15 protein-coding genes are annotated in these 13967 nt (G+C 46.5%); 7 read left to right on the top strand and 8 right to left on the bottom strand.

Annotation, left to right across the window (positions count from 1 at the left end; translation table 11 throughout):
- Positions 1-21 precede the first annotated feature (21 nt).
- Positions 22-447, top strand: coding sequence for a DedA family protein (locus Q0171_RS02600; RefSeq protein WP_299326451.1), 426 nt, complete (start codon positions 22-24; stop codon positions 445-447).
- Here the strand turns inward: Q0171_RS02600 and lysA are convergent.
- Positions 433-1755 carry a diaminopimelate decarboxylase gene (gene lysA, locus Q0171_RS02595; protein ID WP_299326448.1) on the bottom strand — a complete coding sequence of 441 codons (1323 nt, stop codon included), beginning with the start codon at positions 1753-1755 and terminating at the stop codon, positions 433-435. The genes Q0171_RS02600 and lysA overlap by 15 nt on opposite strands.
- A gap of 133 nt (positions 1756-1888) precedes the next feature.
- Between lysA and Q0171_RS02590 the strand changes: the two genes are divergently transcribed.
- The 6 genes from Q0171_RS02590 to Q0171_RS02565 are packed head-to-tail and all read left to right on the top strand — an operon-like array spanning position 1889 to position 6725.
- Positions 1889-2296 (top strand): hypothetical protein, encoded by a 408-nt coding sequence (locus tag Q0171_RS02590; protein ID WP_299326445.1) that lies wholly within the window; start codon positions 1889-1891, stop codon positions 2294-2296.
- Between the two features lie 43 nt (positions 2297-2339).
- Positions 2340-3086 (top strand): sulfite exporter TauE/SafE family protein, encoded by a 747-nt coding sequence (locus tag Q0171_RS02585; protein ID WP_299326442.1) that lies wholly within the window; start codon positions 2340-2342, stop codon positions 3084-3086.
- 50 nt (positions 3087-3136) lie between these two features.
- A complete protein-coding gene (locus tag Q0171_RS02580; protein ID WP_299326439.1) occupies positions 3137-3676 on the top strand; it encodes an HAD family hydrolase in 540 nt (179 codons plus the stop codon).
- 9 nt (positions 3677-3685) lie between these two features.
- Positions 3686-4738, top strand: a complete 1053-nt coding sequence (gene rfaD, locus Q0171_RS02575; RefSeq protein ID WP_299326437.1) for an ADP-glyceromanno-heptose 6-epimerase — start codon at positions 3686-3688, stop codon at positions 4736-4738.
- A complete protein-coding gene (gene rfaE1 / locus Q0171_RS02570) occupies positions 4735-6165 on the top strand; it encodes a D-glycero-beta-D-manno-heptose-7-phosphate kinase (RefSeq protein WP_299326434.1) in 1431 nt (476 codons plus the stop codon). The genes rfaD and rfaE1 overlap by 4 nt, the downstream gene beginning before the upstream one ends.
- 2 nt (positions 6166-6167) lie before the next feature.
- Positions 6168-6725: a D-sedoheptulose 7-phosphate isomerase gene (locus Q0171_RS02565; RefSeq protein WP_299326431.1), complete on the top strand. Its 558-nt coding sequence runs from the start codon at positions 6168-6170 to the stop codon at positions 6723-6725.
- Between the two features lie 2 nt (positions 6726-6727).
- Here the strand turns inward: Q0171_RS02565 and Q0171_RS02560 are convergent, their stop codons facing one another.
- The 7 genes from Q0171_RS02560 to Q0171_RS02530 form a co-directional block, all read right to left on the bottom strand.
- Positions 6728-7765 (bottom strand): TIGR01212 family radical SAM protein, encoded by a 1038-nt coding sequence (locus tag Q0171_RS02560; protein ID WP_299326428.1) that lies wholly within the window; start codon positions 7763-7765, stop codon positions 6728-6730.
- Positions 7766-7767: 2 nt separating this feature from the next.
- Positions 7768-9201: an amidophosphoribosyltransferase gene (gene purF, locus Q0171_RS02555; RefSeq protein ID WP_299326425.1), complete on the bottom strand. Its 1434-nt coding sequence runs from the start codon at positions 9199-9201 to the stop codon at positions 7768-7770.
- Positions 9202-9210: 9 nt separating this feature from the next.
- Entirely contained in the window at positions 9211-10470 is a 1260-nt protein-coding gene (locus Q0171_RS02550; RefSeq protein WP_299326422.1) for an ArsS family sensor histidine kinase, read from the bottom strand.
- A gap of 104 nt (positions 10471-10574) precedes the next feature.
- Positions 10575-11255: a response regulator transcription factor gene (locus Q0171_RS02545; protein ID WP_299326419.1), complete on the bottom strand. Its 681-nt coding sequence runs from the start codon at positions 11253-11255 to the stop codon at positions 10575-10577.
- A 315-nt stretch (positions 11256-11570) separates the two neighbouring features.
- Complete coding sequence (locus Q0171_RS02540) at positions 11571-12338, bottom strand: amino acid ABC transporter ATP-binding protein (RefSeq protein ID WP_299326416.1); 768 nt, start codon at positions 12336-12338, stop codon at positions 11571-11573.
- Between the two features lie 33 nt (positions 12339-12371).
- Positions 12372-13031 (bottom strand): amino acid ABC transporter permease, encoded by a 660-nt coding sequence (locus tag Q0171_RS02535; RefSeq protein ID WP_299326414.1) that lies wholly within the window; start codon positions 13029-13031, stop codon positions 12372-12374.
- A gap of 38 nt (positions 13032-13069) precedes the next feature.
- On the bottom strand, positions 13070-13780 hold the full coding sequence (locus Q0171_RS02530) for an amino acid ABC transporter permease (RefSeq protein ID WP_299326411.1): 711 nt from the start codon (positions 13778-13780) through the stop codon (positions 13070-13072).
- Positions 13781-13967: the final 187 nt, after the last annotated feature.

Below are 13967 nucleotides of genomic sequence, written 5' to 3'. Positions count from 1 at the left end.
TTGTTGTTATAAGGGGGCTTGTTGGAATATGGATTAGTTGGGCTATTTGCCGTGTGTTTTATCGCTAGCACACTATATCCGCTGGCTTCAGAAGCCTTTGTCGTTGGGTTTGTGCTGGGTGGGTATGACTGGGCAAGCGTGCTTTGCGTGGCTACTGCTGGTAATGCACTGGGGAGCTTTAGTAGCTACTATCTGGCGTATTTTTGCGCACCATGGCTGCTTGCTAGGCTTAGCCTCAAAACTCGCGCACGCATAGAGTCGATCACCCCCAGAATCCAAAAGCTTGGATTTGTCTATGCGTTTTTTGTGTTTTTGCCTGTGGTGGGCGATGTGTTTGCGCTAGCCCTTGGGCTTGCTCGCTATCATCAGTGGCTCGCTTTGCTTGGTATCGCGCTAGGTAAGCTCGCGCGATATAGCGTGCTGATCATGCCATTAGTGGGATTCTAGGGTTTTGGGGTAATTGGATTCTAGTGCTTCAAGCTCGTTTTGCACGCTCTCTGCAAAGCTCTCTGCACGCCGCAGTAGCTTTGCATGCGCACCATTTTCATCGGTATAGATTCCCACTTCAGCAGGACGCAACCGAGCGTTATAGGTGCTTGACATGGAGTGCCCATACGCCCCAGCATTGCTAAAGCCTATAAGCTCGCCACCCTGCATTTCAGGTAGTGCAAAATCCCTGCAAAACACATCGCTACTCTCACAAACCGGTCCTACAATGTCAGCGGGCATAAGGGGATTTGTAGTGCTAGATTCTGCGCCATTTTCGCAAAGCAAAATAGGCTGATGAAATGCGCCATAGAGCGCTGGACGCATAAGATCATTCATACCCGCATCTACGATGACAAACCGCTTCTGGCTTGTGTGTTTTTGCCCGATGACTTGTGTGAGTAGTAGCCCACTATCGCCCACAATCCTCCTGCCCGGCTCGCAAATAATGGTCCAATCACAGCCACTAAGCGTGCTTAGAATCCCCTGTGCATAGGCATATAAATCGATGGGCTTTTCATCTTCATAGCATATTCCAAGCCCCCCGCCAATGTCAAAAAACCGCAGACTAATCCCAAGGGCGACAAGCGAGCGTGCGAGATTGGCGATTTTGCGTGAAGCTTCTATGAGTGGCGAGAGCTCTGTTAGCTGACTGCCGATGTGGAAATGTATCCCCACAGGCTCAAGCATGCTGGATTTGTGTGCGTAGAGATACATTTGCTTGGCTGTATCGATATCCACGCCGAATTTATTTTCGTGTAATCCTGTGGAGATGTAGGGGTGGGTTTTGGCATCGATATTTGGATTGACGCGGATAGAGATTCTAGCGCGTGTGGATTCTGGGCTGGGATTTGTGCGAGAATCCACGAGCGATTTGGCGATAGATTCTATGCGTTTTAGCTCCTCAAATGACTCAACATTAAGAAATAAAATATTCTCTCTCAATGCCTCTTCTATCTCATCATCGCGCTTGCCTACGCCAGAGAATATAACCTTATAGCGCGGGATTCCAGCTAGCAGTGCGCGCCTAACTTCGCCGATAGATACGCAGTCTGCTCCACTACCGAGCTGGGCTAGGAGCTTTAGGATACTAAGATTAGCATTTGCTTTGAGTGCGTAGCAGATGAGAGATTTTCGCCCGCTAAAAGCCTGCTTGAAGCTAAGAAAATTGCGCTTGATTCGCTCCATATCATAGATATATAGTGGCGTGCCATGCGTGCGGGCAAGCTCGTGGAGCATGGAGCTATGGGCTTTGGCGAAAGTTTCCATGATAAATCCTGTGTCGCTTATGGATTGGCAAGGCGCAGAGCTATAGATAATAATCCTGCGCCCGTAATTGCTAACAAAAATGAGAAAAATAAGCTAAAATTCTACCAAAATATGCAAAAAAGTCGAGTAAGCTATGGAAGAGTTGCTGTTTTATTTGAGTTTGTTTATTTTTGTGATTTTGGCATGTATTATCGTGGTGGCGCGCTTTACTAAGCCAGCCCCCACGCGCGCTGCCGAAGATGAAGATGAAATCATCACATTTGAGACGCTATTATTGCCGCTGGAGTTTTCTAGTAGCAATAATGACCAGCTTGAGCAGGCTGTCCGGCGGCTGTTTCGCTACTATGATGAGCTAGATATGACCACCACACAAAAGCGCTTTTTTCTCTATGCACTAAGCAAGCACCCAAATGTCCGTGCAGAGCTCGTGCTCGAAGCTCTTGATGAGATGAGTAACCTAAATCCAAGTATCGCAAAAGAGCTTGAAGCAAGCGTGAAGCGTGGGCTAGATCGGCGCGATCTTGTCAAGCGCATGGTGTAGATTCTAGTGCTAGCTAGGTTTGCGGGATAGGGCAGGGTGTGGCGTGCTAGAATCTACACCAGAATCTATCGCAATGATCCCGGCAAGCCAATTTCTCATTTCGCTATGGCTTGTGTTTGTGAGTGCGCTGACACTATCGCTGGGGCATTGTGTGGGAATGTGCGGGGGGATTGTGCTGGCATTTTCTAGCTTACCGCATGTGCGCATACTCTCGCATGCGCTCTATCATATCGGGCGGTTGTGTAGCTATATTTGCGTGGGTGTGGTGTTTGCACTGCTGGGACGGGCGTTTGCGCTTCATCATTTCTGGCGTGAGTTTGTTAGTCTCATCGTGGGCGCACTGCTTATTGGCTATGCGCTGTGTTTTGCTTTTTTCCCAAAGATTCTAGCTCTTCTTGAGCCAAATATTAAACGCTTTCCGCTTTTTGTCTTGGCATTTAGTGCAGCATTACGCTCGCGCTCGATTCTAGGGGGATTTGTGCTTGGCGTATTAAACGGGCTTCTCCCCTGTGGGCTGGTGTATTTTTTCGCGCTTTATACGCTAAATGGGCAGATTCCGCAGATTCCATGGCTATCTAGTGGGGCTTTTGGTGGGGTTGGCGTGGTGTTTAGTGCGGTATGTGTGATGGGGGTGTTTTGGCTAGGGAGTTTGCCTAGTATGATTGGAGTGGGGATTCTAGGGAGATTGCTTAGTGCGTATAGAAAGCAATTTATGCTACTTAGTATTATAGCTATGCTTGCGCTTGGTTTATGGAATATTTATATAGGTCTTACTACAATCGCGCGATAGGAATGTGGAGAATCAGGGTAGTTAATAAAGAGCCAAAGTAAGGAGCGCGCATGAAAAAGGCGGTGTTTTTTGATAGAGATGGCGTGATCAACAAAGACTTAGGCTATGTGTATAGGCAAGAGGACTTTATCTTTAATGAGGGGATTTTTGACGCGCTGCGCTTTTGCAAAGAGCAGGGATTTTTGCTCTTTGTTGTTACTAATCAAAGTGGCATAGGGCGTGGCTACTATACACTAGGGGATTTTAAAGCCCTTACTGCCTATATGCAGCAGGAGCTAAAATCTAAGCTAGGCTTTGGCTTTGATAGTGTGTATTTCTGCCCACATATTGAAGTGGAGGATTGTATCTGCCGCAAGCCTAGGGCTGGTATGATAGACCAAGCAAAAAAGGACTATGATATAAAGCTTAGTGAGTGCTTCATCATCGGGGATAAAATCACTGATATGCAAGCAGGGCAAGCGGGCGGAATCCGCCATAAACTCCTTGTAGGCAAGCTGCCTAAAGAGCGTTTCCCCACTATTGATAATCTCCACATACTCCCAAATACCCTAGCGATTTGCGAGAGTATGCAAACGATTCTTTCTGTATAGGAGTGTAAAATGTCTATCCCTAATCCAAAAATCCCAGAGCATCTGCTCCCCAATCTAGCAGGCAAGAGTATTTTAATCACCGGAGGGGCTGGCTTTATCGGCAGCTCACTTGCGATGTATTTCCAAGCCCACCATAAAGAATCCAAAATCATCGTGCTAGATAAATTCCGCGATGGCGAGTGCTTCCCAAGTGGCAATCCCACTTCACTAGGGCATTTTAAAAATCTGCTAGGCTTTAGCGGCGATGTGCTAGCCCTTGATATTACCAAAGGCTTAGAGATATTGCGCGAGCTGCATTTTGACTATGTATTCCACCAAGCTGCTATAAGCGATACCACCGTAAGCAATCAAAAGCTAATGATAGAGACCAATCACCACGCATTTTTAGAGCTGCTGCATATCACGCTACAAAAGGGCGCGAAGATGATTTATGCAAGCTCAGCAGGCACTTATGGCAACACCCCTGCCCCAAACACCATAGGCTCTGGCGAGATCCCAGAAAATATCTATGGCTACTCAAAGCTGCTTATGGACATAAGCGTGCGCAAGATTCTAGCAGACTCTCCCACTGCGCCAATCGTGGGGCTACGCTACTTCAATGTCTATGGCAGGAGAGAATTTTACAAAGGCAAAACAGCTTCGATGATTTTGCAGCTTGGCTTGCAAGCACTAGAATCCAATTGTGTAAAGCTCTTTGAATTTGGCGAGCAGATGAGGGACTTTGTCTATATCGATGATGTGGTAGCGGCAAATGTGCTAGCGATGAATGCGCAAAAAGGCGGGATTTATAATGTGGGCTTTGGAGTTAGCCGCAGCTTTAATGACATCATTGCGATTTTGCGCAAGGAGCTAGGGGCTTTAAGCAAGAGAGAGAATCTAGCACCCCTAGGCGACTTCACACTAGAATATATCACAAACCCTTACACATTTTTCCAAACTCACACCCAAGCAGATATTTCACTAAGCACGCAAGATTTAGGCTATATCCCAGCTTATAGCTTAGAAGATGGCATAGCTGACTATATTGAAGGCATTTATAAGCTACATAAGGATAAGCAATGATACGACTCCACAACAAAACACCTAGAATCCTTGTCGTAGGGGACATAATGGTCGATCACTATATCTGGGGATCGTGCAATAGAATCTCCCCAGAAGCCCCTGTGCAAGTGGTCAATGTCCAAAGTGAGAGCAACCGCCTAGGAGGGGCGTGCAATGTAGGGGCAAATCTAAGCGCGCTTGGGGCAAGAGTGAGTATGTGCGGGATTATCGGCGAAGATAATTTAGGCAAGTGGCTTATTGGCGAGCTAGATCGGCTTGGGATTGATATATCATATATTATCCCCACCCCTCGCCCCACCACGCAAAAAAGTAGGATTCTAGCAGCACACCAGCAAGTTTTGCGCGTAGATAGAGAAGACTCCGCCCCTATCACAGAGCAGCTAGAAGATGAGCTCTTTGAGCTGTTTTGCCACAAGCTGCATAATTTTGATGCGATTATTTTGAGCGATTATGCCAAGGGCTTGCTTACTCCAAGTTTCACAAAGCGTATCATCAGCCTTGCTAGAAGCTGCAATCGCCTTGTGCTTGTCGATCCCAAGGGAAGCGATTATGCCAAATACAAAAACGCCACACTGCTCACGCCAAACAAGCTTGAAGCAAGCCTTGCCACGCAGACACAAATCACTGATGATATAAGCCTAAAAGCTGCGATGAAAAAGCTCCAAGCCCTATGCAAGCTTGATGTTTGCTTGGTTACACTAAGTGAAGATGGCATTGCGATTTTGCGAGATGATAGCCTTGTCAAATCCCCTACCATCGCCAAGGAAGTCTATGATGTAACAGGCGCAGGTGATACCGTGATCGCCGCGCTTGCCTTTGGGCTTAGTAGTGGGCTTGATATTTATCAAGCAAGCGATTTTGCCAATGCCGCTGCGGCGGTGGTGATAGGCAAAATCGGCAGTGCTACTGCCAGCCTAAGTGAGATTATTAGCTTCTTGCATAATGGTGCGTATGCAGACTCTAAGATCATCACACAAAGTGATGTGCGAGCCTTGCTACAAAGCCTACGAGAGAAAACAATCATTTTCACCAATGGCTGCTTTGATATTCTGCACGCAGGGCATATCTCCTACTTGCAAAAGGCAAGAGAGCTTGGGGATTTGCTCATTGTAGGGCTCAACAGCGATAGCTCGGTAAAAAGGCTAAAGGGCGAAAATCGCCCCATAATCCCCCAAGATGATCGCGCTGCCGTGCTAGCTGCGCTAGAGTGCGTGGATTTTGTCATAATCTTTGAAGAAGACACGCCTTTAGAGCTTATTAAGCTCATTAAGCCTGCTGTGCTTGTAAAGGGTGCAGATTATGCAGGCAAGGAAGTAGTAGGCAGTGAGTTTGCTAAAGAAGTCAAGCTCATAGAATTTGTGCAGGGCAGATCTAGCACAAGCATTATTGACAAAATCCGCTCACACACACCATCACACAAGGAGTAACAATGCAAAGCTTTATCCATAACGAAATAAGTGAGAGTATCGCTACACTACAAGCCACGCTAACGCTCAAAGCCCACATTGAGCAAGTCGCCAAAAAGCTTAAGGCTGTGCTAGATTCTGGCGGGAAGATCATCGCCTTTGGCAATGGTGGCAGCGCAGCAGATGCCCAGCATTTTGCCGCGGAGCTTAGTGGGCGATATAAAAAGGAGCGCAAAGCCCTAGCAGGGATTTCTATCACCACAGATACTTCCGCACTCACTGCCATTGGCAATGACTATGGGTTTGAGTTTGTGTTTTCTCGCCAAGTAGAAGCACTTGCGCACAAAGGGGACGCGCTCTTTGGCATTAGCACAAGTGGGAATTCTGCTAATGTGCTTAGAGCCTTTGAAGTAGGGCAAAAGCTTGGCTGCTACTGCGTGGGGCTAAGTGGCAAAGGTGGGGGCAAGATGAATGAGCTAAGTGAAAATATCGTAATCCCAAGCGATAACACCCCTAGAATCCAAGAAGCGCATATTCTTGTGATCCATAGTATTTGCGGACTGCTTGAAATGGATTATTAGGCTTAATACACCACCCCAATTTCTAGCAGCCTTTCACGCAAAAGTCGCATTTGGATATTTTTGTCAAAGCACCACTTCGGTGCTAGCAAGCTCTCTTCGTGCGCGCTCGCACTTATGCGGTGGATCACCACTTCAGCTGGGAGCAGCTGGATAGATTTGATGATTAAATCCGCATAGGACTCTAAGTCGATTGGGATATAGCGGCTAGCGTGATACATACGCGCTAGCGGTGTGCCTTCTATGACATAGAGCGGGTGGATTTTAATGCCATCAATCCCCCACTCAAGCACCTTTTGTAAAGAGTGTAACATCATCTCGCTACTCTCACCCGGTAGCCCATAGATGAGATGCGCACATACCTTGACCCCACTTGCTCTTGTTGCAGCAAAAAGCTCTTTAATCCCTTGAGTTGTGTGGGCGCGGTTGATTCTTTTTAGCGTCTCATCAAAGACTGATTGCACCCCATACTCCAGCCAAATCTCCGCACCATTTTTGACAAACTCCCCTAGCATTGCAAGCACCCTAGAATCCACACAATCCACGCGCGTGCCGATACTTAGCCCCACCACATTAGCAAAGCTCAAAGCTTTGCTAAAGAGTGCTTGCAATGTCTCTAAAGGCGCGTAGGTGTTGGTATAAGATTGGAAATACACCATATATTTTTGCACGCTAAATTTGCGCCTGTGAAATTCTGTATGCCACAAAAACTGCTCTTCTAGCTGGCTTAGCTGCTTAGGAAGCAAGGGGTTTGTAGAGAGATGTGGGCGCATAGTGGGGCTAGAATCCACTTTTGGCACCTTTATGGCACTTGGCGAGAAGCTCTCATTACAGCAGTAAATGCAGCCGCCTCTAGCCAGCGTGCCATCGATATTAGGGCAGGTGAAGCCCTGTAGGGTTATGGGGATTTTACGCACGCGCTGCCCAAAGCGTGCTTTGAAATATCGCCCAAGTGTGAGTAGCTCTCTAGCTTGCGGCGCGGGTTGGTCAAAAGTGGATTCTAGGCTACAAGAGCGAGCAGAGTCAAAAGTGGATTCTAGCATCGCTATCGCTTATGGATAGAATCCACATAGCAGCCATCAAAGCAGGCTTGGCAGTAGGAGAGCTTTTCTTGCTTTATTTCGCCTACTACCGCGCTAGATTCTATGCTTTTTTGTAAGCCCTCTAAGGATAAAAACCCTAGATAATCCGCGCCGATGAAGCTCCGCACCTCTTCTGGGCTGTGATTGGCACAGATGAGCTGCTCTTTTTCTGGTGTATCCACTCCATAGTAGCAAGGCGCGATTGTAGGGGGGGCAGAGACTAGCAAGTAGATTTTGCGCGCACCTGCTTGGCGCAAGATTTTGATAATCTGCTTGCTTGTAGTCCCCCTCACCACAGAATCATCGATGACGATGATGTCTTTGTCTTTAATAAGTCCGGCTATGGGATTAAGCTTAAGCTTGACTTTTAGCTCTCTTGCTTGCTGCGTTGGCTCGATAAATGTCCGCCCGACATAGTGATTGCGGATAATGCCTAGCTCAAAGTCTATGCCACTCTCTTTCGCATAGCCAATCGCCGCTGCCACACCAGAGTCTGGCACAGGGATCACCATATCAGCCTTTAGCGTATGCTCTCTTGCTAGCTGTCTGCCTAGATTTTTACGCACTTCATAGACATTGCGTGAGAATACCACGCTATCAGGGCGCGAGAAATACACATACTCAAAGACACAGGGGAAGGGCGTGGGGGCTTTGTAGCGGTAGGATTTGTAGGTGGGGTTTGTGGCTTGCTTGTCAAAGACTAGCATTTCGCCTGGCTCCACATCGCGCACAAACCGCGCCCCCACTAGATCAAAAGCACTTGTCTCGCTTGCCACAATGTAGCCCTGCGTGCCATCGTCATTTTCGATTATGCCTAGGCTTAAAGGGCGCAAGCCATAAGGATCACGGATAGCAAACATCTTGGTGCGCGAGAGAATCACTAGGGCAAATGCGCCATCGATTTGGCAGATGGATTCTATAATGCGCTCACTTAGCGTGGATTTTTGGGATTTGGCGATTAGGTGGATTAGCACTTCTGTATCAAGGTAGCTTTGGAAGATTGAGCCTTCTTTGGTGAGCGATTCTCGTATGGTGTTGGCGTTGGTGAGGTTGCCATTGTGGGCGATAGCGATTTCGCCAAGGGAATAGCGTGCAAAAATAGGCTGACACTCGTTGATACTCTCTTCGCCTGCGGTGGAGTAGCGATTATGCCCGATAGCAGAGAAGCCCACGAGATTTGCCAAAATCTCTGGCTCAAAGACTTGGGTTACAAGCCCATTTTTCTTATAGATTGCGATTTTTTGGGTGTTGCTAGTGGCGATGCCGCTGGCTTCTTGCCCTCTGTGCTGCATAGCAAAGAGTCCATAGTAGGCTAGGACATTGGCATTTGGCGCGTTATACACGCCCACTACGGCGCATTTTTCTTTAAAATCTGTTAGCTGTGAAAAACAAGGCATAATGACTCCTTAAGTGTGATGGATAGGCAATGGGCAGGAGCTCTCAATAATGCAGCCCTCAATAGTAAAGCTATTGAGCCCATCGCTATGTGTGTAAGTGATATTGAAATTTTGCGCATCAAGGGTGTTTTTGATGATATACATACCAAGCCCAAAGCCCTGGGAATTTGGTTTGGCAGAGTCTTTGAAATAGGGTTTAAAATACTCTTCAAATGCCATTTTCAGTGGTGCGCCGCGGTTTTTGATGATGAGATCGCGCCCATTAGATTCTACGCTGACTTTGCCATCTTCGCTGTATTTAATTGCATTGTCAATGAGATTTTTTACCGACATGGCAAACAACTCAAAATCCGCTTTGATGAGGTCATTGGGGCAGTTGTTGCTAATGGGATTAGATTCTGGTTTGTCGATTAGAAGCATGTTTTGCACAAAGCTTATGAGATCTTGGACGGGAAATTCGGTTTTTTTGAGATTGTAGTTATGCGAGGAGAGCTGCTCGATTTTGGCAAACTCATCAATGAGAAAATTTAGCCTATCAAATACCGATACAAGCCGCTGCTTCTGTGTGGGATTTTGCACCATTTCGGCAGTGATTCTCCCCTTGGTGATTGGGGTTTTTAGCTCGTGCATGATTGAGCGCAGGAATAGTGTGCGCGATTTGTTAAGAGCGTCGATTCTCTTGATAGCCTTGTGAAATTCGCTTGCAAGCTCGCCGATTTCATCTTTTTGTGGGATTCTGCAGTCCACTTGCAAATCACCTTTGGCAAACTTACGAATCTGTCTGCGCAGGTAGATCATGGGCAAAAGCGAGCGCACCACCAGTGCAAAAAGCAAGATCAAAATCACTGAACCTATCAAAATGATGAGATAGTAATTGACATAAAAATTGCGCATAGAATCTTTGTATAAAAACACTTCCCCATCACTCACAAGCACGATAAATAAGTCATCTTTCACCTCTACAGAGCGCAGGAAAATCCCCTCTGCCCCATAAGGGATAGGTGTGGATTGGATAATGATTTGACGCAAGGCGTTGTCATTTATTTGGATAAAGCCTACTTCTTTTAGGTAGTTTTGTATGGTTTCGAGGTTGTTTTCTTGGGAGATTATGCGGTTAAAGACAATGCTGATTTTCTCGTATTTCTCGCGCTCGCTGGTATTGTCATAGCGCTCAGCCTGGAACTTAAGAAAATAGAACGAAAATGCGAAAAAGCTCCCCATGGCAAACAAAAATAAAATAGAGATTTTAAAAAATATAGAATGCTTCATATCATGGCTTTGTCAAATGTTTCTTGTTATTTCATCGAGATTTTGGGCTTAGGTTATTGGGTGGTCTAGTTTAATGAGAGTGAGCCAGAATCTATCACGCATGGTCAAAATTCAAGCTTGTAGCCCACGCCACGCACAGAGATAATGTGCTTTGGCTTTTTGGGGTCGTCTTCGATTTTTGCGCGCAGACGCCCGATGATGACATCGATACTTTTATTTGAGCTTTCTGGGTTTATGGATTCGGATTCTATTGCGATAGCTTCACGAGTGAAGACATTACCCTTTTTGCTAATAAGAAGCGTCAGGATTTCATACTCTGCGCGCGTGAGATTGAGCTTTTTGTCATGGAAATAAATCTCGCGGCTACTGCGATCTATGCGGAATGTCGGGCTGACTTCCTTGGCTTCATCGCGCGCGCTTTTGCTATTGTAGCGGCGTAGGAGAGACTGGATTCTGGCGAGTAACTCTTTAGGGTCATAGGGCTTTGGCAGATAGTCATCTGCGCCACTCTCTAATGCCCGCACCTTGTCATCGACATCGCTTCTGGCAGATGAGATGATGATAGGGATATTTTTTTGCTTTGCGACTCGTTTGCAAACTTCGAGCCCATCGAGATTGGGCAGTGTAAGATCAAGCAGCAGTAAATCAAAATGCTTGGCATTGATCGCGCTCATACCAGTGTAAGGCTCATCGTAGCTTGTTACATGGATATCGTGCTGGGAGAGATACTCGCTTAGAATCTCGGCGAGCTCGACATCGTCTTCTATCATTAGGACTTCTAGCATATCACTATCCTTTATCCTGTGGAGATTGAGATTTTATGCCCTTGCTTGCGCGTATCCTAGCAAAATTAGTTTAAATAATGGATTAAATGAAACAATAGAGGTTGTGAGATAATCTTGTGGGAATCTCCATGTAGTCTAGGGAAAAATGAGAGAGAAAGGCTATCGCTGGAGGGGGTGCGATAGCCTAAGCAGCGGTTGGATTGGAGGGGTAACCAACCTGCTGCTGCCTTAAAGGCGCGGGAATTATAGCGAGGTTTGGTAAATGGCACTTACAAATAGCAATCCTGGCATAGAATCTAAAAAGCAGATTCTAGACTAATAGTCGTGGTGGGTATTGTGGCGCTTGGACTTGAAGCTAAAGGTTTGTAAAAAATTGCGCGCTCGATCGGTTTTTGGATTAGTGAAAAACTCATCGGGTGTATCATCTTGCACAATCTTGCCAGAATCCAAAAATACAATCCTATCGCTCACAGCCTTTGCAAAGCCCATTTCATGCGTTACAATCATCATTGTCATACCAGAATCTGCAAGCTCGAGCACCACATCGAGCACTTCGCGCACCATTTCTGGGTCAAGCGAGGCGGTAATCTCATCAAATAGCATGATTTTGGGATTCATACAAAGCGCACGCACAATCGCCACGCGCTGCTTTTGCCCACCACTTAGAGATTTGGGGTAGGCGCTAGCTTTAGATTCTAGTCCTACGCGTTTTAGCAGGGTATAGGCTTGCTCGCGCACTTCTTTGGTGGCTCGTTTTTGCACTTTGAGTGGTCCTAGCATGATATTTTCCTCTACGCTTAGGTGCGGGAAAAGCTCATAGTTTTGGAAGACCATGCCAATTTCTTGGCGCACTTTGGTGAGATTCACGCCTTTTTTGTTGATTTGAGTAGATTCTAGGTAGATTTCGCCGCCTTGGGTGGATTCTAGGGCATTGATACAGCGTAGTAGGGTAGATTTACCACAGCCGCTAGGACCTAGTAGGGTTAGCACCTCACCTTTGTGTAGGCTTAGGCTAATGCCATCAAGCACGCGATGATTGTCATAGGATTTGATGAGATTGGTAATGCGAAGAATTGGGGACATGTGTATCCTTATGTGGTAGATTCTGGCTAGATTCTAGGCTTTGGCGCGCTTTTCTAGGGATTTGGCAAGCGCACTTAGTGGAAAGCACATCGCAAAATATCCAAGCAGCAACGCGCCATAGACGGCAAATGCCGCAGTGGGGATCGCACGATTTACCTCGATGATTTGTCGCCCGACTTGAAGCATGTCTGCAATCCCTATGAAAAGCAGCAATGCAGTGGTTTTAATCATACGAGTGAAGAGATTGATGAGACCTGGGAGCAGACGCTTATTGGCAATTGGGAGAACGATAAAAATCTGCACTTTAAGCGGGCTTAGTCCAAGAGATAGGGCAGACTCTTTATAGTGCCTAGACACGCTTGTAAGTGCGCCTCGCACGAGATCTGCCATTTCCGCACCACCCCAGAAACTAAAAACTAGCACCGCGACTGCGACATTGCTAATGCTAATTTGTAGGATTTGGGGTAGCCCAAAATAGCACACATACAGGAGTGCTAGGATAGGGATAAGCCGCACAGACTCTAGATAGATTCTGCATAGGAGGCGCACAAGGCTAGAGCGCGTAGTCATGAGTAGCCCTACAATTGTGCCAATGACAATCGAGCAAGCAATTGAAATAAGCGCGATAGAAAAGCTCATGCCTACACCCTGTAGGAGTCGCATGAGATTGTTGCCTTGTAGTAGGACTTCCACGATATTCCTTTATGCTTGGGTTTTCATGTGTTTTGAGATTAGAGCTTCTTGCGCAGGCTGGATTCTAGCGCACTTGCCCCTAGAGAAATAGGCAGTAGCACAATCATATACATAAGCAGCAGCATGGCAAGCGCTTCATAAGTTTTACCATAAAGATCGATAATATCTTTGCTTGTGTAGAGCACATCAGCTAGGGCTAGCACACCTACGACAGAGGTTTCTTTGATGAGAAATATGATATTGGCATTGATTGAGGGTAGCGCTATGCCAAAGCCCTGTGGTAGCACCACATAGCGCAAAATAGAGAATCTAGAGAGCCCAATGCTTAGTGCAGATTCTACTTGGGATTTGCTAATGCTACTAAGCCCAGCGCGGAAGCTCTCGCACATATAGCCTCCGCCTAGGAATGCCAGCCCAATCACCGCACAGGTGAATGCTTCTAGCACGATTCCAAGCTTTGGCAACGCGAAATAGAGAAAAAACAGCTGGATAAGAAGCGGAGTATTGCGCGAGATCTCGACATAGCTTGTAATAAGCCATTTAGTAAGTGTCAATACCATGCGTATATGGGTGCTTGGGCGAGAGTGCTTGTCGCTAAAATCTATGCGTGAAATCTCTACCAGCACGCATGCGCACATAAGCCCAATAAGCAGCGCAAGTGCTATGCCATAGAGAGAAATTTCAAGGGTTAGAATCAGGCTTTTTTCAAATAGCCCAATGTGCGACCAGATAAACCCAAAATCCAACATATAGATCCTTGCATATAAATGTGCTATAAAGTTCAAGTTTTCTGTATGTGATTACCAGGATAGCCATACTTTCACGCACAATCAACAAGCGCGAATTGTAGCATATCTGGGATTAGCTTCTGCTATAATATCGCCCCAAAGCCCTAGATTCTAGCTCTCTCACCTACGCTCGCACCACTACAACCCA

The sequence above is a fragment of the uncultured Helicobacter sp. genome (assembly GCF_937906905.1).
Taxonomy (GTDB): Bacteria; Campylobacterota; Campylobacteria; order Campylobacterales; family Helicobacteraceae; genus Helicobacter_B.
The sequence above is the reverse complement of the archived record's forward strand: the minus strand, read 5'-3'. Positions and strand labels throughout refer to the sequence as shown.

Excerpts from the sequence above, each read along its gene's own strand:
- Q0171_RS02545 (WP_299326419.1), bottom strand. The coding sequence starts at position 11,255 with ATGCTAGAAGTCCTAATGATAGAAGACGATGTCGAGCTCGCCGAGATT.
- Q0171_RS02540 (WP_299326416.1), bottom strand. The coding sequence starts at position 12,338 with ATGTCCCCAATTCTTCGCATTACCAATCTCATCAAATCCTATGACAAT.
- Q0171_RS02530 (WP_299326411.1), bottom strand. The coding sequence starts at position 13,780 with ATGTTGGATTTTGGGTTTATCTGGTCGCACATTGGGCTATTTGAAAAA.
- Q0171_RS02550 (WP_299326422.1), bottom strand. The coding sequence starts at position 10,470 with ATGAAGCATTCTATATTTTTTAAAATCTCTATTTTATTTTTGTTTGCC.
- rfaE1 (WP_299326434.1), top strand. The coding sequence starts at position 4,735 with ATGATACGACTCCACAACAAAACACCTAGAATCCTTGTCGTAGGGGAC.
- lysA (WP_299326448.1), bottom strand. The coding sequence starts at position 1,755 with ATGGAAACTTTCGCCAAAGCCCATAGCTCCATGCTCCACGAGCTTGCC.
- Q0171_RS02580 (WP_299326439.1), top strand. The coding sequence starts at position 3,137 with ATGAAAAAGGCGGTGTTTTTTGATAGAGATGGCGTGATCAACAAAGAC.
- Q0171_RS02590 (WP_299326445.1), top strand. The coding sequence starts at position 1,889 with ATGGAAGAGTTGCTGTTTTATTTGAGTTTGTTTATTTTTGTGATTTTG.
- purF (WP_299326425.1), bottom strand. The coding sequence starts at position 9,201 with ATGCCTTGTTTTTCACAGCTAACAGATTTTAAAGAAAAATGCGCCGTA.
- rfaD (WP_299326437.1), top strand. The coding sequence starts at position 3,686 with ATGTCTATCCCTAATCCAAAAATCCCAGAGCATCTGCTCCCCAATCTA.
- Q0171_RS02565 (WP_299326431.1), top strand. The coding sequence starts at position 6,168 with ATGCAAAGCTTTATCCATAACGAAATAAGTGAGAGTATCGCTACACTA.
- Q0171_RS02560 (WP_299326428.1), bottom strand. The coding sequence starts at position 7,765 with ATGCTAGAATCCACTTTTGACTCTGCTCGCTCTTGTAGCCTAGAATCC.